The sequence below is a fragment of the Streptomyces sp. NPDC014882 genome (assembly GCF_043081325.1).
In the GTDB taxonomy this organism is placed as follows: Bacteria; Actinomycetota; Actinomycetes; order Streptomycetales; family Streptomycetaceae; genus Streptomyces.
Genome location: NZ_JBIBWL010000001.1, coordinates 47,328 through 73,529 on the forward strand (window position 1 = coordinate 47,328; position 26,202 = coordinate 73,529).

The window sequence follows — 26,202 nt, forward strand, 5'->3', positions numbered from 1 at the left end:
ACTCATCGCGTGCTCATCGAGTGCTCATCGCAATCTCGACCTACTTCCAACTCGCGGGGTACCAGAGCCGCACGGAGGTTCCGCGCGACGCCTTCTTACGGTGTTGCCTGCTCGGCAACGGTCGTCTGCTCGACGTACTGGCGCAACACCTTTGTGTCGAGCGCTCCCGGGGCTCGCAACGCCCTCGTGAACGCCCGTCGGCGTACCGCCTGGTCGAGACAGACCGGAGCGGGATGCAGATACGCACCCCGGCCGGGCAGCGTACCGCGAGGATCGGGGACGCATGCGTCCTCGATCGCCACGATGCGCAGCAGTTCCGTCTTGGCCGCCCGCTCCCGGCACCCCACACAGGTGCGCTCGGGGCGTACTCGGGCGTGCGTCCGGCCAGACACAGTTAAGTCTACCTCCCCGCGACGACCTCACCCCGTCGGGGCAGCGGTCGAACGGTTGCCGCGCGTACAACTGACGTGATCTGAGCGTGCTACGGCTTGGATATATTCCCCGGGGCGTCCCCGGAGCGGTCTCCGGGTTCGTCCGCGGGAGTGATCCCCCGGCTCACCCGCCGGGCTGCTCGGTGTCCGGCCGGATGTCGATCCGCCAGCCGGTCAGGCGGGCGGCGAGGCGGGCGTTCTGGCCCTCCTTGCCGATCGCCAGCGAGAGCTGGTAGTCCGGCACCGTCACGCGCGCGGAGCGGGCCGCCATGTCGACGACCTCCACCTTGGACACCCGGGCGGGCGACAGGGCGTTCGCCACCATCTCGGCCGGGTCGTCCGACCAGTCGACGATGTCGATCTTCTCGCCGTTCAGCTCGCCCATGACGTTGCGCACCCGGCCGCCCATCGGGCCGATGCAGGCGCCCTTGGCGTTCAGGCCCGAACGGGTGGACCGTACGGCGATCTTGGTGCGGTGGCCGGCCTCGCGGGCGATGGCGGAGATCTCGACGGACCCGTCGGCGATCTCCGGCACCTCGAGCGCGAACAGCTTCTTCACCAGGTTGGGGTGGGTGCGCGAGAGCGTCACGGACGGACCGCGCATGCCCTTCGCCACCCGGACGACGTACGACCGCAGGCGCATGCCGTGCGGGTACGTCTCGCCCGGGACCTGCTCCTGCACCGGCAGGATGGCCTCGAGCTTGCCGATGTCGACGAGCACGTTCTTCGGGTCGCGGCCCTGCTGGACCACGCCGGTGACGATGTCGCCCTCCCGGCCCGCGTACTCGCCGAGCGTCGCGTCGTCCTCGGCGTCGCGCAGCCGCTGGAGGATCACCTGCTTGGCCGTGCTGGCGGCGATGCGGCCGAAGTCGGACGGGGTGTCGTCGAACTCGCGGGGCTCCTGGCCCTCCTCGAGGTCCTCGGGGTCCTCCTTCGCCCACACGGTCACGTGACCGGATTCCCGGTCGAGCCGTACGCGCGCGTGACGGCGGCTTCCCTCGGTGCGGTGATAGGCGATGAGGAGGGCCGACTCGATCGCCTCGACCAGCAGGTCGAAGGAGATCTCCTTCTCCCGCACCAAGCCCCGCAGGGCGCTCATGTCGATGTCCACGGCTACGCCTCCTCCTCTTCCTTCATGTCCTTCTCGTCCTGCACGTCCTGCTTGTCCTTGCGGTTGAACTCGACCTGGACGCGGGCCTGGTCGATGTCGCCGAAGGCGAGCCTGCGCGTGGTGGCCCTGCGGCCCTTCACGCCCGGCACCTCGACGTCGAGGCCGTCGTCGTCCACTCCGAGGATGCGGGCGAGCACCTCGCCGCCCTCGTGGAGCCGGAACTTCACCAGGCGGTCCGTGGCACGGACGTAGTGGCGGTGTTCGGTGAGGGCGCGCTCCGCGCCCGGGGTGCCGACCTCGAGGGTGTACTCGCCCTCGCCCATCGCGTCCGTCTCGTCGAGCTTCGCCGAGAGCGCGCGGCTCACATCGGCGATCCGGTCCAGGTCCGCTCCGGTGTCGGAGTCGACGACCACGCTCAGCACCCTCTTGCGACCGACGGAGTCCACGGTGATCTCTTCGAGGTCCAGCCCCTGGGAGGTGACGAGCGGTTCGAGCAGTTCTCGCAGCCTCTCGCTCTGGGTGGTGCTCATCCGGGTGACTCCTCGGCCGCGTGTGCTGTTGTGGGACGGTGCGCGTGTCTGGTCAAAGGGTATCCGGTCGCGGGGTGTGTTGCCGTCCACCGAGTGGCCCACCGGCGTCCGGCCGCACCCGACGGGGCCCGACGGGGCCTGACGGGGCACGGACGGTGCCGGTGAGTGGTGCCGGGCCGACGCGCGGGTACGGTGATCACGGGCCTGCACGCGCGTGAGCGGCCCGCGATCGGTTCCTTTCGCTTTCGTACGAGATTCCCCGAGGACGTCTGCCGTGCCGTTCCCGCCGCCTGTGCGCACCCCTTCCGGGCCGCGCCGAAGAACTCTGCTCGCCTCGGCCGCCGGGGTCGTCCTGCTGGCCGGGTGCTCCTCCGGCGAGGGGGACGCCGGGGGGACCTCCGGCGGTGATCCGTCGGCCCCGGCGCGGGAGCGCGCACGCGCGCGTGCCGCCGCGGACAGCGCGGGACTGGTGGAGCGCTACGACGCCGTCCTCGCCGTCCATCCGGCGCTGGCGGCACGGCTGGCACCGCTGCGGGCGGAGGTCGTGCGGCATGTGACGGCGTTCGGCGGCGCGGTGGGGAGCGCCGGGACGTCGACGCCGACCCCCGCCTCCGCACTCCCGTCGGTCTCGGCGTCCGCCCCGGCGTCGGTGCCGGCCCCGGCGTCGTCGGCCTCGGTACCGGCTTCCGGGACGGTCCCGGCCGCGCCGTCCGCCGCCGTCCCCGCGACGGCGAAGGGCGCGCTCGCCGACCTGGCCGGCGCGGAGCGGGCCCTCGCGGACCGCAGGGTCGCGGCCCTGGCGGACGTGCCGGGCGAGCTGGCCCGGCTGCTGGCCTCGGTGGCGGCGGCCGGGGCCGCGCACGCGTACCTGCTGACGGAGGGGGACCGATGAGCGGGCGGAACACCGGTGAGGTGACGGCGCTCCAGGCCGCGCTGGCCGCCGAGCACGCGGCGGTGTACGGCTACGGGGTGGTCGGCGGCCGGATCCACGAGGGGCGGCGCACGGAGGCCCGGGCGGCGTACGACGCACACCGGGCGCGCCGGGACGCGCTGGCGCGCGAGGTCCGCGGCCTGGGCGCCGAGCCCGTCGCCGCGAGCGCCGCGTACGCGCTGCCGTTCGCGGTGCCGGACTCCGCCGCGGCGCTCCGGCTCGCCGTCGAGCTGGAGGAACGCGTCGCCGGGGTCTACTCGGACCTGGTCCGGGCGGCCACCGGTGCCCGGCGTCGTGAGGCGGCCGGGGCGCTGCGGGAGGCCGCGGTCCGCGCGGTGCGCTGGCGCGGTGGGAGCGTAGCCTTCCCTGGTCTCGCCGAGCGGGCCGGTACGCAGGCGGACCCGGCCGCCACCGGGGCCGGTCCCGCGGCGACGAGGGCGGGCACGGCGACACCGGCACCCGCCTCGACCACCGCGCCGACCCCCACACCGACGGCGTAGACCGGAGCAGGAGAGGACGACTCGCGTATGGCTTTCGAACCGCCGCAGCGTCTGGTCAGGGCGCTCGGCGAGAGCGCGCCGGGCGGTGACGACTGGTTGGAGAAGCTGCCGGAGACGGTCCGCCGGGCCGTCGCGCTACGCGAGTTGACCGTCGAGCGGGTGCAGGTGCCCGGCGGCCGCAGCAGCCTGGTGCTGCTGGTACGGCGTGCCGACGGGACGCCGGCCGTGCTGAAACTGGCCCCGCCACGGTTCCGGCCGGAGGCGGAGCGGGCCGCGCTCGCCCACTGGGGCGGCCGGGGCGCCGTACAGCTGGTGGAGGGGCCGGCGGGTGAGGGGGCCCTCCTGCTGGAGCGGCTGCACCCCGACGTGTCGGTGCGGTCGCTGCCGGAGGCGAGGGCGCTGCTGGAGGCGGCGGGGACGCTGCGGCGGCTGTGGGTGGAACCGCCCGCCGGGCACTCCTTCGAAACGGTGGCCGAGCGGACCGGGCGGCAGGCGGAGGCGATGCGCGCGCGGGCAGACGCGGACGTGGCGGGGCTCGTCGACGCGGCGCTCGCGGCCCGCGAGGAGCTGCTGGCCGCGCCGCCCGAGCACCGGCTGCTGCACGGGACGTTCCGGCAGAGCAAGGTGCTCGCGGGCGAGCGGACGCCCTGGCTGGCGGTGGGGCCGGACCCGGTGGTCGGCGAGTGCGCCTTCGACCTGGCACGGCTGGTCCGGGACCGGGTGGAGGACCTGATCGCCTCCTCGTCGGGGGCGACGACGACCCGGCGGCGGGTGAAGCGGCTCGCGGAGTCGCTGGAGGTGGACCAGGAGCGGTTGCGGGGGTGGACGCTGTTCCGGGCCGTGGAGTCGGGCGTGCGGGCCCTGCGCGTGGGACGGCCCAGGGACGCGGAGCTGTTGCTGGAGTTCGCCGGGTGGGTCTAGGGACCCGTCCGGCGGGTTCCCACGGGGTGGGGTGGCCCGAGGGCACGGGCCCGTCGTGACGACGCGCCCCGCCCCCGACGCCCTGAGGGCACGCCGTGCGGCCGTCGGCCCGGGAGCGGACCGGACGGGGTGGCCGTCGGTCGCCGGGCCGCCCGCGGGGGTCGCGGTCGCTCCCCCGCCGCCGGGACGTCTGTCACGTCCTGCGGCGGGGCGGGGGAACGGTCCGCGAAGGATCCGGAACGTGCTTACGCGGTCGTGAGGCGGGCGACGGCCTCGTCCACCGTCAGCTCCTCGCGCTCGCCGGTCCTGCGGTCCTTCAGTTCCAGGACGCCCTCGGCGGAGCGGCGGCCCGCGACCAGGATCTTCGGCACGCCGATCAGCTCGGAGTCGGTGAACTTCACGCCCGGCGAGACCCCGGCCCGGTCGTCGACCAGGACCCGCAGGCCGGCTGCCCGCAGCTTCTCGGAGACGTCCAGGGCCAGTTCGGTCTGGAGGGCCTTGCCGGCCGCGACCACGTGCACGTCGGCCGGGGCGACCTCGGCGGGCCAGCACAGGCCCTTGTCGTCGGCGCTCTGCTCGGCGAGGGCCGCGACCGCGCGGGAGACGCCGATGCCGTACGAGCCCATGGTGACGCGGACCGGCTTGCCGTTCTGGCCGAGGACGTCGAGCTTGAGGGCGTCGGCGTACTTGCGGCCCAGCTGGAAGATGTGGCCGATCTCGATGGCGCGGTCCAGCTTGAGGCCGGTGCCGCACTTCGGGCAGGGGTCGCCCTCCCGGACGACCACGACGTCGACGTAGGCGTCGACCTCGAAGTCACGCCCCGCGACGACGTTCTTCGCGTGCGTGTTCTCCTTGTTGGCGCCCGTGATCCACGCGGTGCCCGGCGCCACGCGCGGGTCGGCGATGTAGGTCACCTTCTCCAGGCCCTGCGGGCCGACGTAGCCGCGGACCAGGTCGGGGCGGCCGGTGAAGTCCTCGGCGGTGACCAGTTCGACGACGGCGGGCGCGAAGTGCGCCTCGACCTTGCCCAGGTCGACCTCGCGGTCACCGGGCACGCCGACGGCGACGATCTCGCCGTTCACCTTGACCAGGAGGTTCTTCAGCGTGGCGGACGCCGGCACGCCGAGGGAGGCGGCGAGGGTCTCGATGGTGGGGGTGTCGGGGGTGGGGATCTCCTCGGCCGCGGGCACGGCGGAGGGGTCGACCGGCTGCGACGCGTAGGTGATCGCCTCGGTGTTGGCCGCGAAGTCGCAGTTCGGGCAGTCCGCGAAGGTGTCCTCGCCGGCCTCGGCCGGGGCCAGGAACTCCTCCGACTTCGAGCCGCCCATGGCTCCCGCGGTCGCCGCGCAGATGCGGTAGTCCAGGCCGAGGCGCTCGAACACCTTCTGGTACGCCTGCCGGTGCAGGGCGTAGGAGGCGGCCAGGCCCTCGTCCTCGGTGTCGAAGGAGTAGGAGTCCTTCATCAGGAACTCGCGGCCGCGCAGGATGCCGGCGCGGGGGCGGGCCTCGTCACGGAACTTGGTCTGGATCTGGTAGAGGATGACCGGCAGGTCCTTGTAGGACGTGCACTGGTCCTTGACCAGCAGGGTGAAGATCTCCTCGTGGGTGGGGCCGAGGAGGTAGTCGCCGCCCTTGCGGTCGTTCAGGCGGAAGAGTTCGGGGCCGTACTCCTCCCAGCGGCCGGTCGCCTCGTACGGCTCCTTCGGCAGCAGGGCGGGGAGCAGCACCTCCTGGGCGCCGATCGCGTCCATCTCCTCGCGGACGATCCGCTCCACGTTGGCGAGGACCTTCTTGCCCAGCGGCAGCCAGCTCCAGACGCCGGCGGCGGTGCGGCGGACGTAGCCGGCGCGGACGAGGAGCTTGTGGCTGAGGACCTCGGCGTCCGCCGGGTCGTCGCGCAGCGTCTTCGCCATCAACTGGGACATGCGCTGGACCGGTGCGTTGGCCATGGTGTACGAACTCCTGCCGATCGGGATATTCGCCCCGCTCGGCACGGGCCGAGGGTGGGGAGGGTGCTGCCTGTTGCGGCACTAGGAGGTTAGCCGGGAGCCCCGCGCGGCCGGAAATCCGTTTACGCCCGGCGGAGCGGGAGGGGGGCGCCCATGACGGCGTACGGGCGGGGGGCGCTGGGGAAGAGGACGCGGCGGGCCAGGTCCCGGTAGCCCAGGGAGTGGTACAGCGCGCGGGCCGGGCTGTCGATGTCGATCGCGGAGAGGATCGAGCGCGGCTGGGTCGCGGTGTCGGTGATCGTGGTGATCAGGGAGCGGCCCGCGCCGCGGTTCTGGTGGGCCGGGTGGACGTGGAGCTCGGTGATGACGAAGGAGTCGTCGAGCCAGAAGTCGGTGCCGTTGGCGCGCAGGTAGGGCTCGACGACGGTGGACCACCAGTGGGAGCGGTCGTTGGGCATGCCGTAGACGAAGCCGACGAGCCGGTCACCGACGGTCGCCCCGTATGCCCGCGCGCCGGGGTTGGTCATGTGGCGCAGGACGATCTGCCGGCGGACGGCCACCTCGTCCGGGCCCAGTCCGAAGGCCACGGCTTGCACGGCGAGGGCCTCGTCCACGTGGGCGGGAAGGTCCAAGGGGCCGATGACGGGGTCCATGGCGGGAGCCTACAGGGGGGTGCCGGTCGGCGGGTTCCGGTCGGCGGCTGCCGGGTGGAGGGGGCGGGGCGGGCCCCCGCGGCGGGGCCGGACGCGGCGAGGGGGAGGCGGCCCCGGGCCTCCGGAACGGGACGCTCGGAGCGGAGCCCCCGACGGGACGCTCAGAACAGGACGCTCATGAACGCACCGACCTCTTCGAAGCCGACCCTGCGGTACGTCCGCCTCGCCGTCGTGTTGAAGTCGTTGACGTAGAGGCTGACCACCGGGGCGACGTCCGCGAGCGCGTAGCGCAGGACGGCCGCCATGCCGGGGGCCGCCAGGCCCCTCCCCCGGTACTCGGGGGCCACCCAGACGCCCTGGACCTGGCAGGCCTGGGGCGTGGCCGCGCCGATCTCCGCCTTGAAGACGACCCTGCCCCGGTCGTCGAGGCGGGCGAACGAGCGGCCGGAGCCGACGAGTTCGGCGACCCGCGCCTGGTAGAGCAGGCCGCCGTCGCCGGCCATCGGGGAGATGCCGACCTCCTCGGTGAACATCGCCACGCACGCCGGCATGATCGCGTCCATCTCGTCCTTGCGGATGCGGCGTACGTAGGGGTCCGGGGCGACGTCGTCCGGCATCCGGTCGGTGACCATCAGGGGCTGGCGGGCGCGGACCTCGCGGGCGGGGCCCCAGTGCGGTTCGAGGAGCCGCCACAGCAGGGCGGTGGCCTCGGCGGGGCCGACGATGGAGGAGCAGCGGCGACCGGCCCGGCGGGCGCGGTCGGCGAAGGCGCGGACGGCGCGGGGGGTGGCGCAGATCGGGACCAGGTTGGCGCCGGCGTAGCAGAGGGACGTCAGCATGCCGTCCTCGTACCAGCCCCACATCTCGCCGCCGAGGCGCCACGGGTCCAGGCCCGCGACCTGCACCCGGGAGGTCACGAAGGCGTTGGCGACCGGCTCACGGTCGAGGACGGCGAGGGCGGCGTCCAGGTCGCTCGGTTCGAGGACCCGGGAGGTGGTCTGCGTCAACACGTGCGGGGCCTCACACTGGGGTCTTCCTGACCTCCGCACTGTACCTGCCGGGGTTGTGCGGCGCCGCCCGTCGCAGGGGACCCTGTGCTACCAACGGATCCATGATCTTGCGAACCGTTTCCCCCCGCCCCTGGACGACGCCTGTGGCGGTCCACCACGCCGGACCCCGGGGCGTCCTGTCGGGAGGCGGCAGGGTGCCCCGGAGACCGGGGAGTGAGGGGACCGGGCGGGTCAGCCCGCCACCGACACCTGGGGTTCGCCGGAGGTCACGCCGTCGGATTCCATCTGTGCGGCGATCTTCATGGCCTCTTCGATGAGGGTCTCCACGATCTTGGACTCGGGGACGGTCTTGACGACCTCGCCCTTGACGAAGATCTGTCCCTTGCCGTTGCCGGAGGCCACGCCGAGGTCGGCCTCGCGCGCCTCGCCGGGGCCGTTGACGACGCAGCCCATGACCGCGACGCGCAGCGGGACCTCCATGCCCTCCAGGCCCGCCGTGACCTCCTCGGCCAGCTTGTACACGTCGACCTGGGCGCGACCGCAGGACGGGCAGGAGACGATCTCCAGTCCGCGCTGCTTGAGGTTGAGGGACTCCAGGATCTGGTTGCCGACCTTGACCTCCTCCACCGGCGGTGCGGAGAGGGAGACGCGGATGGTGTCGCCGATGCCCTGCGAGAGCAGCGCGCCGAAGGCGACCGCCGACTTGATGGTGCCCTGGAAGGCCGGCCCGGCCTCGGTGACGCCCAGGTGCAGGGGGTAGTCGCACTGCGCGGCGAGCTGGCGGTAGGCCTCGATCATCACGACCGGGTCGTTGTGCTTGACGGAGATCTTGATGTCGTGGAAGTCGTGCTCCTCGAACAGCGACGCCTCCCACAGCGCCGACTCCACCAGCGCCTCCGGGGTGGCCTTGCCGTACTTCTGCAGCAGCCGGCGGTCCAGCGAGCCGGCGTTGACGCCGATCCGGATCGGGGTGCCGTGCTCCTTGGCCGCCTTCGCGATCTCCCTGACCTTGTCGTCGAACTGCTTGATGTTGCCCGGGTTCACCCGCACCGCCGCACAGCCCGCCTCGATCGCGGCGAACACGTACTTGGGCTGGAAGTGGATGTCCGCGATCACCGGCAGCTGCGACTTGCGCGCGATCGTCGCCAGCGCGTCCGCGTCGTCCTGCGTCGGACACGCCACCCGCACGATCTGGCAGCCCGCCGCCGTCAGCTCCGCGATCTGCTGCAGCGTCGCACCGATGTCCGAGGTCCGCGTCGTCGTCATCGACTGCACCGAGACGGGAGCGTCCCCGCCCACCGCCACGGACCCGACCTGGATCCGCCGGCTCTTGCGGCGCTCGGCGAGCTTGGTCGGAACGGACGGCATGCCGAGAGAAATCGCAGTCATCTGCTGTGCAACCCCAAGTCGTGGATCAACGTCCAGGTCCCGTCGGTGGCGGGCTCCAGACTTCGAGATTACGGCACGGGCGCCCCTGTGCGGGCACTCCCCCGTCCTCGGAACGCTCGGGGGACACCCGGGCGGGGCACCCTCACCGGCCGTCGGACCCCGCTCGCGGGAGGGCGGCCCGGCACGGAGCGTGCCGGGCCGCCCCGGACGTCGTACGGCTAGGAGATCTTCACCGGGTTGACGACGTCCGCGATGAGGACGAGGACGGTGAAGCAGATGAAGATCCCGGCCACCACGTAGGCCACCGGCATCAGCTTCGCCACGTCGAAGGGGCCGGGGTCGGGACGGCGCAGCACCCTGGCGAGGTTGCGGCGCAGCGACTCCCACAGGGCGCCCGCGATGTGCCCGCCGTCGAGCGGCAGCAGCGGGAGCATGTTGAACAGGAACAGGGAGAGGTTGAAGCCGGCGAGCAGCATCACGAACATCGCGAGCTGCTGCGAGGCCGGGATGTCGAGGGTGGCGATCTCGCCGCCGACCCGTGCCGCGCCGACGACGCCCATCGGGGAGTCGGGTTCGCGGGGGCCGTCGCCGAAGGCCGCGTCCCACAGGGCGGGGATCTTGGAGGGCAGGGCGGCGAGGGAGTCGACGGCGTCGCCGACCCGTTCGGTCATCCAGACCGTGGACTCGCCGAAGTCCTGTTTGACGACCCCGGTGGCCGCGCTGAAGCCGAGGAAGCCGGCCTTGACGTACTCGCCCTGGACGTAGGAGCCGCTCCCGTCCTTCTTCGCGACCAGGTTGGTGGCGATCTTCGCGTTCAGGGTGAGCTCGCGGCCGTCCCGGTCGACGACGATCGCGACCTCCTTGCCGGCGCTGACCCGGATGAGGTCGGAGAGGGTGTCCCAGTCCTCGGTGGGCTTGCCGGCGAAGGAGAGGATCCTGTCGCCCTTCCGCATGCCGGCGGCGGCCGCCGGGGAGGCGGGGTCGCCCTTCTCGCAGGTGTCGCGGTTCTCGCTCTGGGAGATGACGCAGGGCGAGACGGAGGCGACGGACGTGGTCTGCTGCTGGATGCCGAAGCCCATCAGGACCGTGAAGAAGAGGGCGACGGCGAGGATCAGGTTCATGAAGGGGCCCGCGAACATCACGATGACCCGCTTCCACGGCTTGCGCGTGTAGAACATGCGCGTCTCGTCGCCGGGCCGCAGTTCCTCGTACGCCGCCGAGCGGGCGTCCTCGATCATGCCGCGCCAGGGCGAGGTGGAGCGGGCCGTGACGCGGCCGTCGTCACCCGGCGGGAACATGCCGATCATGCGGATGTAGCCGCCGAACGGGATCGCCTTGACGCCGTACTCGGTCTCGCCCTTGTGGCGGGACCAGAGGGTGGGGCCGAAGCCGACCATGTACTGCGGGACGCGGATGCCGAAGAGCTTGGCGGTGGACAGGTGCCCCAGCTCGTGCCAGGCGATCGACACCAGCAGTCCGAAGGCGAAGACCACTATGCCGAGGATGAACATCAGGGTCGTCATGCACGGGCCTCCGCCGTCTGTGCCGTCAGTTCCCGGGCCCGGGCGCGCGCCCAGGTCTCCGCTTCGAGGACGTCCGGCACGGTGAGCGAGGTTCCCGCGCGCGGGGTGCCGTGCTCCTCGACGACCCGCGTCACGGTCTCCATGATCCCGTTGAACGGCAGCGCGCCCTCGCGGAACGCCTCCACGCACTCCTCGTTGGCGGCATTGAACACCGCCGGGGCCGTGCCCGCGAGCTCGCCGACGTGCCGGGCGAGGTTCACGGAGGGGAAGGCCTCGTCGTCGAGCGGGAAGAACTCCCACGTCGACGCCTTGCTCCAGTCGAACGCGGGCGCCGCGTCGGGGACCCGCTCGGGCCAGCCGAGGCCGATGGCGATGGGCCCCCGCATGTCGGGGGGCGTCGCCTGCGCCAGCGTCGATCCGTCCGTGAACTCGACCATCGAGTGGACATACGACTGCGGGTGCACGACCACCTCAATGCGGGAGAAGGGAATGTCGTAGAGGAGGTGCGCCTCGATGACCTCCAGGCCCTTGTTGACGAGGGTCGCCGAGTTGATCGTGATGACCGGGCCCATGGCCCAGGTGGGGTGCGCGAGGGCGTCCTCGACGGTGACGTGCGCCAGCTGGTCCCTGGTGCGGCCGCGGAAGGGGCCGCCGGAGGCGGTGACGACGAGCTTGCGGACGTCGGCGCGGGTGCCGGCCGCGAGGGCCTGGAACAGCGCCGCGTGCTCGGAGTCGACCGGGATGATCTGGCCGGGCTCGGCGAGCGCCTTCACCAGCGGGCCGCCGACGATGAGCGACTCCTTGTTGGCGAGCGCGAGGGTGCGGCCCGCCTCCAGGGCGGCGAGGGTGGGCGCGAGGCCGATGGAGCCGGTGATGCCGTTCAGCACGGTGTGGCCGTCGGAGGCGGCGAGGAGGGTGGCCGCGTCCGGTCCGGCGAGGATCTCGGGAAGCGGCTCGCCGGGGCCGTACGCGCTGCTCAGGGCTTCCCGCAGGGCCGGTACGACGTCCTCGCGGGCGACCGCGACGGTCCGCACCCGCAGCCGGTGGGCCTGCTCGGCGAGGAGGGCGACCCGTCCGCCGTTGGCGGACAGGCCGGTCACCCGGAAGCGGTCCGGGTTGCGCAGCACGAGGTCGATGGCCTGCGTGCCGATCGACCCGGTGGACCCGAGGACCACCACGTCCTTGGGGCCGTCGCCCGCCACGGGGTCGTAGACGAGATGCGGGTCGGCGAGTGGGGCTGGACTGTCGCTCATGACCCCATTGTTGCCGCACCGCACGGGCGGACGGACAGGGTGTCCCCCCACGGCCCCCCTCACGAGGGGGCTCGGGGCGGGACACCCGTGGCCCGGTGGGCGCGGTCTCACCCGATCGTGCGGTGGACGTTCTCGTGTTCGGACGGCCCCGCGGTGGTGTCGGCGATCCAGGGGCCCTCGCCCGAGGGGTCGAGGACGCCCTGCTCCAGCCACGCGTAGGTGCCTGTGAGGACGCCCTCGACGACCTTGCGGTCGAGGTCGTCGGTGTTGGACCACAGGCGCGAGAAGAGTTCCTCGACCCGGATGCGGGACTGGCGGCAGAACACGTCGGCGAGCTGGTAGGCCTCGCGGCCGTGCTCACCGCGGGAGCGCAGCAGTTCGGCGCGTACGCAGGCCGCGCTCATCGCGAACAGTTCGGCGCCGATGTCGACGATCCGGCCGAGGAAGTTCTGCTTGGTCTCCATGCGGCCCTGCCAGCGGGACATGGCGTAGAAGGTGGAGCGGGCCAGCCTGCGGGCGTGCCGCTCGACGTACCGCAGGTGCGGGGAGAGGTCGACCTCGTGCCGGAACTCCGTGAAGGAGTTCGGGAGCTGGCCGGGTCCCGTGAGCAGCTTCGGCAGCCACCTGGCGTAGAAGGCGCCGGCGTTCGCGCCCGCCCTCGCCTTGTCCTGGAGGGACGTGTCGGGGTCGATGAGGGCGCCGGCGACCGAGAGGTGGGCGTCGACGGCCTCGCGGGCGATCAGCAGGTGCATGATCTCCGTCGAGCCCTCGAAGATGCGGTTGATGCGCAGGTCGCGCAGGACCTGTTCGGCGGGGACCGCCCGCTCGCCGCGGGCGGCGAGGGAGTCGGCGGTCTCGAAGCCGCGGCCGCCGCGGATCTGGACCAGTTCGTCGGCCATCCGCCAGCCCATCTCGGAGGCGAAGAGCTTGGCCAGGGCGCCCTCGATGCGGATGTCGTTGCGGTTCTCGTCGGCCATCTGCGAGGACAGGTCGAGCACGGCCTCCAGGGCGAAGGTGGTCGCCGCGATGAAGGAGATCTTCGCTCCGACCGCCTCGTGGGCGGCGATGGGCCTGCCCCACTGCTCGCGGGCCGCCGACCACTCGCGGGCGATCTTCAGGCTCCACTTGCCGGCCGCCACGCAGGAGGCGGGCAGCGAGAGCCGGCCGGTGTTGAGGGTGGTCAGTGCGATCTTCAGACCGGCGCCCTCGGGGCCGATGCGGTTCGCGGCGGGGACGCGGACCCGGTGGAAGCGGGTGACGCCGTTCTCGATGCCGCGCAGTCCCATGAAGGAGTTGCGGTTCTCCACGGTGATGCCGGGCGAGTCCGCCTCCACGACGAAGGCGGTGATGCCGCCCGGGTGGCCCTCGCTCCGGGGGACCCGGGCCATGACGACCAGCAGGTCGGCGACGACGCCGTTGGTGGTCCACAGCTTCACGCCGTCGAGGACGTAGTGGTCGCCTTCGGGTACGGCGCTGGTGGCGAGGCGGGCCGGGTCGGAGCCGACGTCCGGCTCGGTGAGGAGGAAGGCGCTGATGTCGGTGCGGGCGCAGCGCGGCAGGAACCGCTGCTTCTGCTCGTCGGTGCCGAACAGTTTGAGCGGCTGCGGCACGCCGATCGACTGGTGTGCCGAGAGCAGCACGCCGACCGCCGGACTGACCGAGCCGACCAGGGCCAGCGCCTTGTTGTAGTACACCTGGGTCAGGCCGAGCCCGCCGTACTTGGGGTCGATCTTCATGCCGAGGGCGCCGAGTTCCTTGAGGCCGGTCACGACCTCGTCGGGGATGCGGGCCTCGCGCTCGATGAGGGCGCCGTCGATCCGCGTCTCGCAGAACTCGCGGAGCTTGGCCAGGAACTGCTCGCCGCGCCGCACGGCCTCGTCGGCGGGGAGGGGGTGGGGGTGGATGAGGTCGAGGCGGAAGCGGCCCAGGAACAGTTCCTTGGCGAAGCTGGGCTTGCGCCAGTCCTGTTCCCGGGCGGCCTCCGCCACCTGCCGGGCCTCACGTTCGGTGACGACGGGCTTCTTGAGGGGTGGTGCGGACATGAGGCTCACCTCGCCGCGAATCGGGGCATCGGACCGCATCGGTTGCCGATGGGTGCTACCCGATCGTTGGTACCCGATCCGGGGCGGACCCACCACCCCTCGCGGGCCCGTTCAGGCGATGGTGACCGCGTACGCCTTCGTGTCCAGGCGGCCCTTGCCCTTGAAGACCTCGGTGCCGGACTCGATCCCGGAGACGTACTTGTCGTCGCCCAGCAGCTTGCGCCGGACGAGTGTCCGGGTGAAGTCGTCGGGGTTCAGCGTGGCCCCGGTGGTGTCGGTGCGGCGGACGAAGGAGTGGACGTTCCAGCCGATGTCGCCCCGGTAGAGGTCCCGCATGGCGCCGCCCAGGCTGACGCTGCCGTACCTGGTGCCCAGCGGGCCCGCGCCGCCCTGGCGGTTGAGCCAGATCATGACCTCGTCGGTGGGCTGGTCCTGCCGGTCGGCGGTGTTCTTGTCGTGCGGCCACAGGTCGTGGGCGACGTTCATGACGCCGGGGTTCGCGGAGACGGAGAAGTCCCAGCTCACGGTGACCTTCCTGCGGTCGCCGACCCGGATCGGCAGCCCGGTGCTCGCCTTGCCGGCCCTCCAGCCCCCGTGCCGGCCGAGGACGGTGCCGACGTAGGACTTCACGCCGTGGTCCTTGCCGGTGGCGCTGTCGGCCCAGTCGTAGGACGTCCCCCGGGAGATGGCCGAGCCGGTCCGGGAGTTGTCCCGGACGCACTGGCCGCCGACGGCCTTCTCCTGGTTCCAGAGGTTGTCGTTCACGTAGTACTCGCCGAGCGTGACGGTGTCGAACGCCGCGCACTTCCCGCTCGGCTCGCCCGCCCGGGCGACGGTGACGCCGGCCGCGGCCGCGAGGGCGACCGAGGCGGCGACGAGGCCCTTCGCCGTCCGGGAGAGGCGGGGTCCGCGGTGTTGCACCGGGGGTCCTTCCGGGGGGACGGTTCGTGTACGTCCTCCCCGTGGTCGCGGCGGGCGTGCGAGGTCGCCGCGGCCCGCGGAATCCGGACCGCGGGACCCTGCCGGGGAAACGCCGGAGAAACCCAGTCGAAGCGCTTCGACAACCTATGGACACCCACTCCCGCTAGAGCTACTGTCAAAGCACCCTCACCCGCCCCTGTTCCCCCTGCGCACTGTCGAAGCGCTTCACACATCTTGGAGAGCTGGATGGTCACCCTCGCCGAGGTCGCCCAGCACGCCGGAGTCTCGGCGAGCACGGTGAGCTATGTCCTCAGCGGCAAGCGGTCCATCTCCGCGACCACCCGGGAGCGGGTGGAGCAGAGCATCCGCCAGCTCGGCTACCACCCGAACGCGGGCGCGCGGGCCCTGGCCAGCAGCCGGTCGAACATCATCGCGCTGATGGTCCCGCTGCGCACCGACATGTACGTGCCCGTGATGATGGAGATCGCCATCGCGGTCGCCACCACGGCCCGCACGCACGGCTACGACGTCCTGCTGCTCACCGGGGAGGAGGGCCCCGACGCGGTGCGCCGGGTCACCGGCAGCGGGCTCGCCGACGCGATGATCCTGATGGACGTCCAGCTCGACGACGAGCGGCTGCCGCTGCTGCGGGGCACTCACCAGCCGTCGGTCCTGATCGGGCTGCCCGCCGACACCACGGGCCTGACCTGCGTGGACCTCGACTGGAGCGCGACCGGCGCGCTGTGCGTGGAGCACCTGGCGACGTTCGGCCACCGCGACGTCGCCGTCATCGGCGAGGCGCCCGCGGTGTACGAGCGGCATACCGGCTTCGCCGAACGCACCCTCGACGGGCTCCGCTCCCGCGCGAAGGAACTGGGCCTGCGCGTGCTGCACCGCCCCTGCGAGAACGGGTACGACGCCATGGCGGTGACGCTGGCCCGGATCCTCGACGAGCGGCCCGGCACGACCGGTTTCGTCGTGCAGAACGAGTCGGCGGTCGAGCCGCTGCTCGCGCTGCTGCGCCAGCAGGGCCGGGCCGTCCCCGAGGACGTGTCGGTGGTCGCCATCTGCCCCGACCAGGTGGCCGTGCAGGCCTCGGTACGGCTGACGTCGGTCGCCGTCCCCGCGCAGGAGATGGGGCGGCGGGCCGTGGAGCGGCTGGTCGCCAAGCTCGACGGCCGGGGCGAGGACGACGTGGTGCTGCTCACCCCCGAGCTGACGGTCCGCGCGAGTTCGGGCCCCGCGCCGGCCGCTTCCTGACCGGGCGGCCGCGGCGCCCCCGCACGCCGCCGTCGGTCCCGCGCGCCCGCCCGACCCGCGCGCCTGCCCGGTACGCCCCGTACGCCCGCCCGACCTGTACACCCCGCACACCCCGTACACCCCGCACGCCTCAGCTCGCCCCGGCGTCCGCCGGCCGCACCGGCGCCGCGTCCGTGGCACCCCCATGCCTTTTCCTCCCCCGTCCCTTCTTCCCCCATGACTCACTCCTCCAGGAGCACAGGAGCACGCCACGTGAATCAGCCCGCCGAAAACCAGCCCCAGGTCAGCCTGGCGCAGTCGTCTCCCACCGTCGGCACCTTCCGCGAGCGGGACGGCGCGCTGGAGTGGAGCGGCCGCCAGGAGACCGTCCGTGTCGAGCCGTGGGGTCCGGACGGGGTCCGGGTCCGTGCGCGGCTGGGCGGTCCCGTCCTCGACGGGCTGCCCGGCGCACTGCTCGCCGAGGCGCCGCCGGCCTCCGCCACGGTGAGGATCGAGGACGGGCGGGGCCGGCTGACGGTCGGCGCGCTCACCGTCGAGGTGGACGCCGAGGGCCTGATCCGGTTCCTGGACACCGCCGACGGCCGGGAACTGCTGGCCGAGGAGCGCGCCCACTTCTGGTGGCCCGGCCCGCGGCTCTACACGGCCGTCGGAGGCGGCCACCACCGCCTGGAGCAGCGGTTCGCCGCCTACGACGACGAGAAGCTCTACGGCCTGGGCCAGCACCAGCACGGGCGGCTCGACCAGAAGGGGCTGGTGCTGGACCTGGTCCAGCGCAACGCCGAGGTCGGCATCCCGGTGCTCACCTCCAGCCGGGGCTACACCCTGCTGTGGAACAACCCGGCGATCGGCCGGGTGGAGCTGGCGCACAACGGCACCCGCTGGGTGGCCGACGCGGCCCGCCAGATCGACTACTGGGTCACCGCGGGCACCCCGGCCGACGCCCAGCGCCGCTACAGCGCGGTGACGGGCCGCACGCCGATGCTGCCGGAGTGGGCGGCCGGCTTCTGGCAGTGCAAGCTGCGCTACCGCACCCAGGACGAACTCCTGTCCGTGGCGAGGGAGTACGAGCGGCGCGGGCTGCCCCTGGACGTCATCGTGTGCGACTTCTTCCACTGGACGCACCTGGGCGAGTGGAAGTTCGACCCCGCGGAGTGGCCGGACCCGGCCGCGATGGTCCGGGAACTGGACGAGCTGGGCGTCAAGCTGGTGGTGAGCGTCTGGCCGTCGGTGTCCCCGCTGTCGGAGAACCATCCGGTGATGGAGCAGCGCGGCTACTTCGTCGGCACCCAGTACGGCCCGATGGCGCACGCCGACTGGCCGGACAAGGAGGTCGCCACCCCGGTCCAGGTCGCCTTCTACGACGCCACCAACCCCGAGGCCCGGGAGTTCGTGTGGTCGCGGATCCGCGACAACTACCTGGCCCCGTACGGGATCACGGCGTTCTGGCTGGACGCCTGCGAGCCGGAGCTGAAGCCGGGCTTTTCGGAGAACCTGCGGTACTGGGCGGGGCCGGGCCTGGAGGTCGGCAACCTGTATCCGGCCGAGAACGCCCGGACCTTCTACGAGGGCCTGCGCGCGTCCGGTCATGGCGACGACGAGATCATCACCCTCAACCGCTCGGCGTGGGCGGGCAGTCAGCGTTACGGCGCCGCCCTGTGGTCGGGTGACATCGGCACCGACTTCGCGACCCTGCGCCGGCAGATCGCGGCGGGCCTCAACACCGCCCTGTCGGGCATCCCGTGGTGGAACACCGACATCGGCGGCTTCCACGGCGGCGACCCGGACGACCCGGAGTACCGCGAGGTGATGGTCCGCTGGTTCCAGTTCGGCGCGCTGTCGCCGCTGATGCGCCTGCACGGCTTCCGCGACCCGGGCATGCCGCTGGGCCCGGAGATGACGGGCGGCCCCAACGAGGTGTGGTCGTACGGGGAGGAGGCCGGGGCCGTCCTGGAGAAGTACCTGCGGCTGCGCGAGCGGCTGAAGCCGTACGTGCTCCACGTCATGCGGGAGGCGCACGAGGAGGGGCTGCCGGTGATGCGGCCGCTGTTCCTGGAGTTCCCCGACGACCGGGCGGCCTGGTCCGTCGACGACTCCTACCTCCTCGGCCGTGACCTGCTGGTCGCCCCGGTGCTGACGGCGGGCGCGACGGTCCGGACGGCCTACCTCCCGGCGGGCGCGCGCTGGACGGACGCCTGGACGGGCGAGACGTACGAGGGCGGTTCGGCCGTGACGGTCGACGCCCCGCTGGACCGGATCCCGCTGTTCCTGCGGGACGGGGCGCGGCTGCCCGTGGCCGGGTAGCCGCGGGGGACGAAGAGGCGCGGCCGGTCCCGGGGAGGAGGGACCGGCCGCGGCGCGGCGGCGGGGCCGGGGCCTCACGGACTCCGTGAGGCCCCGCCCCGCCCGGTCAGCTGCCGGCCACGGTGAGGCTGTTGGCCTGGAAGTTCAGGCCGCCCGCGGACGAGGTGATCTCGAAGCCGAACTGGACGTCGCCGATGGTCTCGTTGCCCATCCAGCCCTTGGTGTCCTTGATCCACTTGAGGACGGGCAGGATGTTCACGGTGCCGGACGACGAGTTCGAGGTGCGGACGAAGGAGAACACCTCGTTGGCGCCGTTGCTGCCCTTGTGGACGTTCCAGGTGTGGCCGCCCAGCGTCACGGTGCCCTGCGAGGTGCCGAGGGGGCCGACGGGCCCGGTCTTGTTGACCCAGAGCATGATCTCGTAGTCGTGGTCGGTGTCCCAGATGTCGTACGAGGAGTTGTGGGCGCCGGACGACGGGACGGTGACGTCGTAGCTGCTGGTGAGGGAGGAGAGTGAGGTGATCGACTTGTTGATCACCTTCTTGGCGTTCGGGTAGGACTTGATGCCGCCGGTGTTCGGGTGGTCGGCCCAGACGCCCCAGTTGGTGCCGGAGTTGGCCCAGACGCACTGGCTGCCGGCGCCGGAGCCCCAGATGTTGTTGTACAGGGTGTAGCCGTCGAGGCCGGTGTTGCCCCACTGGTCGCAGGAGCTCCAGACGGCCGCCTGGGCGGGGGCGGCGGCGAGGCCGACGGTGGCGCCGAGCGCCAGGGCGGGGGCGAGCAGGGCCCTGGTGAGCCTGCCGAGGGTGCGAGGTGCCATGGTGTCCCTTTCCACGGGTGGGGGGATCGCGGGGTAAACCGCGTGGGGAATCACGGGAGTTGCGCGGGGAGCTACCACGTCCCCAGGGTGAGGACGCGGTCTTCTCCGGCGACGAGGTCGAGCGGCTCCGTGCCGGAGGAGGTCAGGACGTCGATGCGGTGCGTGCGGTGCGGCCGCAGGACGGCGCGGGCTCCGTCGGGGCCCCAGGCGAGGTCGAGTTCGGCGCCGAACCGGGTCCGCACGCCCCGCAGTTCGCCCGCCGGCAGGGCCGGGACGGGGGCGGGCAGCAGGACCAGCCGGTCGGGGGTCGACTGGACGAGTGCCTCGATGACGACGGCGGGCAGGGTGTGGGCGGCGTCCGCGTTGTAGACGTCGCGGTGGGGGTAGTGGGCGCTCATCAGGGAGGTGTGGAAGAAGTCGCCCTCCAGCACGCGGGCGAGCGCCTCGCCGACGCGCCGTCCGTCGCGCAGCCGGGCCGCGATCAGCGCGTGGTGGAGGTGGCCGTGCGCGGAGTCGTTCTCGGGGCCGCGCAGTTCGAGCGCGCGGTGGGCGGCGGCCGCGAGCGCGGGCGTGTCGTAGGGGTTGACCTCGTCGAGGGGCCAGACGGCGTACAGGTGGCTGAGGTGGCGGTGGTCGTAGGTGTCGCCGAGGCCGGGCCAGGCCCATTCGGCGAGGGCGCCGTCGGCGTTGGTCCGGTGCGGCGGGAGCCGGTCGGCGAGGGCCCGCAGGCGGTCCGCGCGGTCCGGGTGGTAGGCGGCGGCGGTGCGCAGGGCGTGCCGGGCGGCGGAGAGGTCCATGGCCGCGTTGACCGCGCCCCAGCTGCCGCCCGCGGGCCGGTTCTCCGGTGAGTAGGACGGCACGACGACGAGGTGTCCGCCGGCGTCGGTGCGGGTGAGGAAGTCCTCGTAGAACAGGGCGGTCTCGGCGAGCGCGGCGGCGGTGCGGGGGTCGTGCCCGCCGTGCGTCTCGTCGTGGTCGACGAGCGGCTTGAGCAGCCAGTCGGCGCCGGCCGTCCACAGGTGGAGGGGGTACTCGCGGCTGAAGTGGTAGGTCAGTCCCGACTCGCCGTCGGTGTGCGGCGGGGCGACGATCCCCCGGGCGCCGAAGATCGCGCGGGCGTTCTCCCGCCAGTCGTCGCGCTGGCCGTGGACGAGGGCGGCGAGGGCCGCGGTGACCTCGGGCAGGGCGGCGGCCGCCGCGGACGCCGTCTGGAGGTTGAGGTTGGCGTCGGTGGTGAACGCGCCGGCCCAGGCCGTGTCCCAGTCGCCGGTCCACAGGCCGGTGAGGCGGGGCGGGAGGAGGCCGCTGGCGCTGAGGAGGTGGTAGCGGCCGGCCGCGAAGAGGCGTTCCAGGAGCGCCGTGCCGCCGGGGCGCGCGAGCAGTTCCGAGCCGGGCAGGGCGCGTTCGTCCGGGTCGGCGGCGAGGTCGAGGGCGACCCGCTCGTAGGCGGTGCGGTGGAGTGCCGTGTGGCGGTCGCGGAGGTCGTCGTACGTCCGTCCGGCGAGGACGGCGCGCAGGGCGCGGGTCTCCTCGGTGACGTCGAGGTCGCCGGTGTGGCGGCGGACGCGGGTCAGGAGCAGGACGGAGCCGGCGCCCTCGACGCGGGCGCCCGGGGCGGCGAGGGAGAGCCGGCCGCCGGTCACCGCGACGAGCGTGACGCCGGTGTACCGGCGGTCGCTGTCCGGGTAGCGGGCGCGGAGGCTGAGGACGGCGCCCTCCGGGGTGAGGAGCGCGCCGTGGCCGACGCCCAGGCGGGCGGGCGCGTTCGGGAGCCGGTGGTCCAGGGTGATGTCGAGGGTGAGTGCCGGGCCGGTGACGTGCTGGACGATGACGTCGTCCGCGCGGGAGACGAGGACGCGGCTGGTCCAGTCGGCGGTGGCGGTGGTGACCTCGCCGGTGCGGAAGTCGACGGCACGGCGGTAGTCGCGGGCGTCGGCGTCCGGCCGCCGGAGCCGGAGCTGGAAGGCGGGGTGGAAGGGCTGCACCCATTGCAGGGGGCGTCCGTCGGTGAAGTCCTCGGCCGCCGTGAGGTCCCCGGCGAGCAACCGGTCCTGGAGGCCGGGGAGTTCGGCGGCGAGTCGCGGGGGTGCGGCGTGTTCGGCGCCGTTGGGGCGGACGAGGGTGTGGTGGGTGACGACGACGCGCTCGTCGTCCTGGGCGCCGAACACGAGGGCGCCGTGGTGGCCGTTGCCGCTGAGGAAGCCGTCCTCCCAGCGGGCGGCCGGGCGCGGCTCCCAGGTGCCGTGGACGGGGCCGGCGGTCATGACGAGAGCACCGCGACGCCGTAACGGCCGAGGGTGATCCGGTCCGTCACCTCGGCGCCGGTACCGGTGCCGGTGCCGGTGCCGGTGCCGGTGTCGGTGTCGGTGTCGGTGTCGGCCAGGAGGTTCCGGTGGGTGCCGGGCACCTCGACGGTCACGGCCTCGCGCCCGTGGTTGAGCAGGAACAGCAGGTCGCCGCGGCGGACGGCCTCGACCCGGGCGGGCAGGTCCGCGAGCACCGGGGCGGCTCCCGCGCCGGCCGCGATCCGGGCGAGCAGTTCGCGCAGGGAGCCGGGTTCGGGGAGCGTCGAGACGTACCAGGCGCGGTCCCTGCGGAGCACGGCGGGCAGGCCGTCGAGGTCCCCGCCCCGGTAGGAGGCCTCGACCACGGCGTCGTCGGTCTCCTCGATCTCCTCCGACCACAGGGTGCCGCGGAAGCCGTCGCACGCGGCGTGCTCCCCGGGGTCCAGCGGCCACCACTCGTGCAGGGTGCGGATGCCGAACAGTTCGCGCAGCCGGGCGTCCATGCCGCCGGGACGGACCCGGTCGTCCTCGTCGGCGACGCCGGTCAGGAAGCCGCTGACGAGGGTGCCGCCACCGCGGACGTAGGCGAGGAGGTTGTCGATCGCGGTGTCGGTGAGGAGGTAGAGCTGCGGGACGACGACCAGCTTGTACCCGGCGAGGTCGTGTTCGGGATGGGCGACGTCGGTGGTGAGGTGGGACTCCCACAGGGCGCGGTGCCAGGCGTGCAGGACGTCCGCGTGCTCGACGTGGGCGGAGGGCCGGGCCTCCTGGGAGCTCGCCCACCAGGCGTGCCAGTCGTGCAGGACCGCGATGTCGTTGACCGTGTGCCGGCCGGCCACCCGCGCGGAGATCCTGGCGAGGTCGGCGCCGAGCCGCTTGACCTCCTGGTAGGTGCGGCCCTCCTCCCCCGCGTGGCCGACCATGCCGGAGTGGAACTTCTCCGCGCCCTGGCGGGACTGGCGCCACTGGAAGTAGCAGACGGCGTCGGCGCCGCGGGCCACGGCCTGCAGGGACCACAGGCGGTTGAGGCCGCGCGGCTTGGGGTGGTTCACCCCGCGCCAGTTGACCGGGCCGGCCGCCTGCTCCATCAGCATCCAGGGACCGCGGGCCTGCGAGCGGGTCATGTCCTGGACGAGGGCGCCGTGCTGGGCGCCGAGCGGGTCGCGCGGGTCGGGGTAGAGGTCGACGGAGACGACGTCCTCCTCCGCCGCCCAGCGCCAGGCGTCCTGGCCGGCCCACAGCGGCATGAAGTTGCTGGTCACGGGGAGGTGCGGGGTGGCCCGGCGGACGATGTCCCGTTCGGCGGTGAAGCACTCCAGGAGCATGTCGGAGGTGAACCGCTTGAAGTCCAGCACCTGGGTGGGGTTCTTCAGGTAGTGGGCGCGGCGGGGCGTGTGGACCTCGGCCCAGTCGCCGTAGCCCTGGCTCCAGAAGGCGGTGCCCCAGGCCTCGTTGAGGGCGTCGAGGGTGCCGTACCGGGCCCGGAGCCAGTGGCGGAAGCGGGCGGCGGCCTCGTCGCCCCAGTCGTAGGTGCAGTACTCGTTGTTGATGTGCCACATGGTCAGGGCCGGGTGGCCGCCGTAGCGGGCGGCGAGGTCCTCGGTGATCGCGGCGGCGAGGCGTCGGTAGGTGGCGCTGGAGTGCGAGAAGTGCTGGCGCCCGCCCCACCACTCGGTGCGCCCGTCCTGGTCGACGGGGAGGGTGTCCGGGTGGAGGTGGCCGACCCAGGGCGGCGGAGAGGCGGTCGGGGTGGCCAGGACGACGCCGACGCCGTGGGCGTGCATCACGTCCATGAGCCGGTCGAGCCAGCCGAACTCGCGTGCTCCCGGCTGCGGTTCGATCCTCGACCAGGAGAAGACGCCGAGGGTGACGGAGTTGACGCCGGCGTCCTTCATCAGCCGGACGTCCTCCCGCCACGTCTCCTCGGGCCACTGCTCGGGGTTGTAGTCGCCGCCGAAGAGGATGCGGCCGTTCGTCACCGTGTCCAGGCCGGGCATCAGACGGGCTCCCCGTACTGGATGCCGCGCCCGTTGGTGGCGAGGTAGACCCGGCCGTACACCCGCGGGTCGCCGGTGATCGTCTCGCCGGTCCAGCCCCACTGGTGGGCGTCGTCGTTGATCCGCACCCAGCTCCCCGCCTCGTCGTCGGAGCGGTACACGGCGGTGATCGCCCCGACGGCTCCGACCAGGTAGACCGCCGGGTAGGCAGCGCCGTCGGCCGCCTTGCCGAAGCCGAGGGTGTACGAGGCCCAGGGGCCGGCGACCTTCGAGAAGGCCGCGCCGCCGTCCGTGGACCGGTACAGCCCGTTCCCCTTGGTGCTCAGCCACAGGTCGCCGGACCGGCCGGGCGCCGCCACCAGCTCGAACTGGCTGTCGCCGGAGGGCAGTCCGGTGGCGCGCGGGGTGAAGGTCAGACCGCCGTCGGTGCTGGCGAAGAGCGTCCCGGTGTCGGTGTCGTACGCGTAGAAGCGGGTGGGGTCGGCCGGGTCGGCGACCGGTGTGGCGCCCTGGGGGAAGGAGGGCACCTCGGACCAGGTGGCGCCGCGGTCGGCGGAGCGGTGGGCGGGGTACCTGGTGCCGTCCCAGTGCACGAACACCCACAGCAGCACGCCGCCGTCGGTGCTGACGGCGATCGGGCCCGGCGCGTCCCTGCCGAGGGCGGGCTGGGCCGCGAAGGGCGTCCAGGTCCGCCCGCCGTCGTCGGAGTGGGCGCCGTTGCCGTGGTCCCCCCAGCCGGTGCGCACGACGTACGACGGTCTGGCCGCGGCCAGCGCCAGTCCCGTGGCCGTGCCGAAGACGGGGTTCGCGGCCATGCCGCGGGAGGGCGAGGCGGTGAGCCGGTCGTGGTACAGCACGCCGACGTCCCCGCAGCCGCTGATCAGGTGCGCCCGCCCGGCCGGGGGCGAGATCAGGTGGCGCACGGACGTCTCCTCCAGGCCGCGGATCCGCGGGGCCCAGTGCTTCAGGTCCCGGGTGCCGTAGAGGGTCGCGCCGGTGCCGTACACGAGGTTCCGCGAGTCGTACGGGTCGACGGCGACGGTCTGGATCCACCAGCCGAACTTGGGCTCCGCCTCCCCCCACTTCAGGTAGGGGGTCTCCGACACGTCGAGGACGGCGGTGTCCTTGAGGGAGGTCCAGGTGCGGCCGCCGTCGGTGCTGCGGTACAGGGTGTCGACCGCCGCCCAGCGGTTGTTGGTGGAGACGACGACGGTGCCGGGGCGGCGGGCGTCCACGGCGACCCCGCCGTAGCCGAAGCGGTCGGCCGAGCCGTCGCCGGTGCTCCCGCCGGGCCTCACCGGCGTGACCTCGGTCCAGCGGCCGCTCGCCGTGGCCAGCTTGTGCACGCTGCCGTCGGACTGGCCGTTGGGGCCGGGGGCGTCGGCGTACGTCACGTACAGCTCACGCGCGTGCCGGTCGTACGCGGCCCGGACCGGGACCTTGGCGGCGGTGCCGGCGGGCTGTCCGGGGACGGGCTCCCAGGTGGTGCCGTCGGCGGTGCGGAAGAGGTTGGGCGTCGTGCCGTCGGAGTCGCCCCAGCCGGCGTAGAGGGCGCGGCCGGCCGCGACGAGGAGGGTGACGCCCTGCCCGGTGGGGCTCGCGGTCGCCGGGAAGGCGTCCGCCGTCTCCCAGGTGGCGCCCCGGTCCGTGGACCTCAGGAGGCCGTCGTGCCGGGTTCCCAGCCAGAGGGTGTCGCTGTCGCGCGGGTCCACCAGGAGGCGCTCGCCCGTGCCCCGGCCGTCCTCGTTGGCGCCGAGCTTCACGGTGAGGTCGGTGCGCGTCCAGGTGGCGCCGCGGTCCTCGGAGCGCAGGACCGCGCCGTTGCCGGCCCAGGGCTGGGCGTAGGTGCCGAGGGCGAGGTAGAGGCGGTCCGGGTGCGCCGGGTCGACGGCCAGGGCCTCGACGCCGAGGAGGTTCCAGTCGTCCCAGCCGAGGTGGTCGGTGAGGGGGGTCCAGCGGGCGGTGCGGTCGTCCCACCGGTAGGCGCCGCCGATGTCGGTGCGGGCGTAGGCGAGGCCCTCGACGGCGGGGTGGAAGAGGACGCCCGTCACGAAGCCGGTGCCGCCGACGACGGCGGTGCGCCAGCGGTAGGCGGGGGCGGGCGGTCGCGCTCGCTCCGCCGCGCGGGTGCCCTGTTCCGCCGCGCGGGCAGGGCCCTGGAGGGCCGGGGCGGCGGTGAGGGCCGCCGCGGCCGCCGTCCCGGCGAGGACGGTGCGGCGGGAGAGGGGGGAGGGCCGGGAAGCGGACATGGGTGACCTCGCGGGGGCTGGGGAGGTGGCCGGGTGCGGACGGGGCGTGCGACGGGCGTCCGGAGCTGGACGACGGGGGGTGAGGCGCTCGCCGGGGGCGCGGGGAACCGCGCGACCGGCCGGCGG

Annotated in this window: 20 protein-coding genes; 5 read left to right on the forward strand and 15 right to left on the reverse strand. The window is 73.3% G+C overall.

Annotated elements, in window-relative coordinates:
- Nucleotides 1-95: 95 nt before the first annotated feature.
- The 3 genes from ACF09K_RS00175 to rimP all read right to left on the reverse strand — a co-directional run bounded on the left by ACF09K_RS00175 (nt 96) and on the right by rimP (nt 2,072).
- Entirely contained in the window at nt 96-392 is a 297-nt protein-coding gene (locus tag ACF09K_RS00175) for a YlxR family protein (protein WP_392240222.1), read from the reverse strand.
- Nucleotides 393-555: 163 nt separating this feature from the next.
- Nucleotides 556-1,542, reverse strand: a complete 987-nt coding sequence (gene nusA, locus ACF09K_RS00180) for a transcription termination factor NusA (protein ID WP_392240223.1) — start codon at nt 1,540-1,542, stop codon at nt 556-558.
- 2 nt (nt 1,543-1,544) lie between these two features.
- Nucleotides 1,545-2,072, reverse strand: a complete 528-nt coding sequence (gene rimP, locus ACF09K_RS00185; protein WP_392240224.1) for a ribosome maturation factor RimP — start codon at nt 2,070-2,072, stop codon at nt 1,545-1,547.
- 274 nt (nt 2,073-2,346) lie between these two features.
- Here rimP and ACF09K_RS00190 point away from each other — a divergent pair, with 274 nt between their 5' ends.
- The 3 genes from ACF09K_RS00190 to ACF09K_RS00200 are packed head-to-tail and all read left to right on the forward strand — an operon-like array spanning nt 2,347 to nt 4,424.
- On the forward strand, nt 2,347-2,964 hold the full coding sequence (locus ACF09K_RS00190) for a hypothetical protein (protein WP_392240225.1): 618 nt from the start codon (nt 2,347-2,349) through the stop codon (nt 2,962-2,964).
- Entirely contained in the window at nt 2,961-3,503 is a 543-nt protein-coding gene (locus tag ACF09K_RS00195) for a ferritin-like domain-containing protein (RefSeq protein ID WP_392240226.1), read from the forward strand. Before ACF09K_RS00190 ends, ACF09K_RS00195 begins: the two co-directional genes overlap by 4 nt.
- A 27-nt stretch (nt 3,504-3,530) precedes the next feature.
- Nucleotides 3,531-4,424 carry an aminoglycoside phosphotransferase family protein gene (locus tag ACF09K_RS00200; protein WP_392240227.1) on the forward strand — a complete coding sequence of 298 codons (894 nt, stop codon included), beginning with the start codon at nt 3,531-3,533 and terminating at the stop codon, nt 4,422-4,424.
- 245 nt (nt 4,425-4,669) lie between these two features.
- Here the strand turns inward: ACF09K_RS00200 and ACF09K_RS00205 are convergent, their stop codons facing one another.
- The 8 genes from ACF09K_RS00205 to ACF09K_RS00240 form a co-directional block, all read right to left on the reverse strand.
- Nucleotides 4,670-6,373 (reverse strand): proline--tRNA ligase, encoded by a 1,704-nt coding sequence (locus ACF09K_RS00205; RefSeq protein WP_392240228.1) that lies wholly within the window; start codon nt 6,371-6,373, stop codon nt 4,670-4,672.
- A 122-nt stretch (nt 6,374-6,495) separates the two neighbouring features.
- Nucleotides 6,496-7,026, reverse strand: a complete 531-nt coding sequence (locus tag ACF09K_RS00210; RefSeq protein ID WP_392240229.1) for a GNAT family N-acetyltransferase — start codon at nt 7,024-7,026, stop codon at nt 6,496-6,498.
- A 161-nt stretch (nt 7,027-7,187) separates the two neighbouring features.
- On the reverse strand, nt 7,188-8,036 hold the full coding sequence (locus ACF09K_RS00215) for a GNAT family N-acetyltransferase (protein ID WP_392240230.1): 849 nt from the start codon (nt 8,034-8,036) through the stop codon (nt 7,188-7,190).
- Between the two features lie 231 nt (nt 8,037-8,267).
- Nucleotides 8,268-9,425, reverse strand: a complete 1,158-nt coding sequence (gene ispG / locus ACF09K_RS00220) for a flavodoxin-dependent (E)-4-hydroxy-3-methylbut-2-enyl-diphosphate synthase (RefSeq protein ID WP_392240231.1) — start codon at nt 9,423-9,425, stop codon at nt 8,268-8,270.
- 218 nt (nt 9,426-9,643) lie between these two features.
- Nucleotides 9,644-10,948, reverse strand: coding sequence for a M50 family metallopeptidase (locus tag ACF09K_RS00225; RefSeq protein ID WP_392240232.1), 1,305 nt, complete (start codon nt 10,946-10,948; stop codon nt 9,644-9,646).
- The gene (gene dxr / locus ACF09K_RS00230) at nt 10,945-12,201 is read right to left on the reverse strand and encodes a 1-deoxy-D-xylulose-5-phosphate reductoisomerase (protein WP_392240233.1); all 1,257 of its coding nucleotides are present in this window, start codon (nt 12,199-12,201) and stop codon (nt 10,945-10,947) included. The genes ACF09K_RS00225 and dxr overlap by 4 nt, the downstream gene beginning before the upstream one ends.
- A gap of 107 nt (nt 12,202-12,308) precedes the next feature.
- Nucleotides 12,309-14,243: an acyl-CoA dehydrogenase family protein gene (locus tag ACF09K_RS00235; protein ID WP_392240234.1), complete on the reverse strand. Its 1,935-nt coding sequence runs from the start codon at nt 14,241-14,243 to the stop codon at nt 12,309-12,311.
- Between the two features lie 111 nt (nt 14,244-14,354).
- Nucleotides 14,355-15,164 (reverse strand): endo-1,4-beta-glucanase, encoded by an 810-nt coding sequence (locus ACF09K_RS00240; RefSeq protein ID WP_392240235.1) that lies wholly within the window; start codon nt 15,162-15,164, stop codon nt 14,355-14,357.
- A gap of 246 nt (nt 15,165-15,410) precedes the next feature.
- On the opposite strand from ACF09K_RS00240, the gene ACF09K_RS00245 reads away from it, so the two are divergent.
- Both ACF09K_RS00245 and ACF09K_RS00250 read left to right on the forward strand, forming a co-directional pair.
- Nucleotides 15,411-16,424, forward strand: a complete 1,014-nt coding sequence (locus tag ACF09K_RS00245) for a LacI family DNA-binding transcriptional regulator (RefSeq protein WP_392240236.1) — start codon at nt 15,411-15,413, stop codon at nt 16,422-16,424.
- 252 nt (nt 16,425-16,676) lie between these two features.
- Nucleotides 16,677-18,725, forward strand: a complete 2,049-nt coding sequence (locus ACF09K_RS00250; protein ID WP_392240237.1) for a TIM-barrel domain-containing protein — start codon at nt 16,677-16,679, stop codon at nt 18,723-18,725.
- Nucleotides 18,726-18,831: 106 nt separating this feature from the next.
- Here the strand turns inward: ACF09K_RS00250 and ACF09K_RS00255 are convergent, their stop codons facing one another.
- The 4 genes from ACF09K_RS00255 to ACF09K_RS00270 form a co-directional block, all read right to left on the reverse strand.
- Nucleotides 18,832-19,545, reverse strand: coding sequence for a hypothetical protein (locus ACF09K_RS00255; RefSeq protein ID WP_392240238.1), 714 nt, complete (start codon nt 19,543-19,545; stop codon nt 18,832-18,834).
- A gap of 71 nt (nt 19,546-19,616) precedes the next feature.
- Nucleotides 19,617-21,809: a glycoside hydrolase N-terminal domain-containing protein gene (locus ACF09K_RS00260; RefSeq protein ID WP_392240239.1), complete on the reverse strand. Its 2,193-nt coding sequence runs from the start codon at nt 21,807-21,809 to the stop codon at nt 19,617-19,619.
- Nucleotides 21,806-23,827: a beta-galactosidase gene (locus ACF09K_RS00265; protein WP_392240240.1), complete on the reverse strand. Its 2,022-nt coding sequence runs from the start codon at nt 23,825-23,827 to the stop codon at nt 21,806-21,808. Before ACF09K_RS00265 ends, ACF09K_RS00260 begins: the two co-directional genes overlap by 4 nt.
- A complete protein-coding gene (locus tag ACF09K_RS00270) occupies nt 23,827-26,076 on the reverse strand; it encodes a 1,4-beta-glucanase (protein WP_392240241.1) in 2,250 nt (749 codons plus the stop codon). The genes ACF09K_RS00265 and ACF09K_RS00270 overlap by 1 nt, the downstream gene beginning before the upstream one ends.
- Between the last annotated feature and the right edge of the window lie 126 nt (nt 26,077-26,202).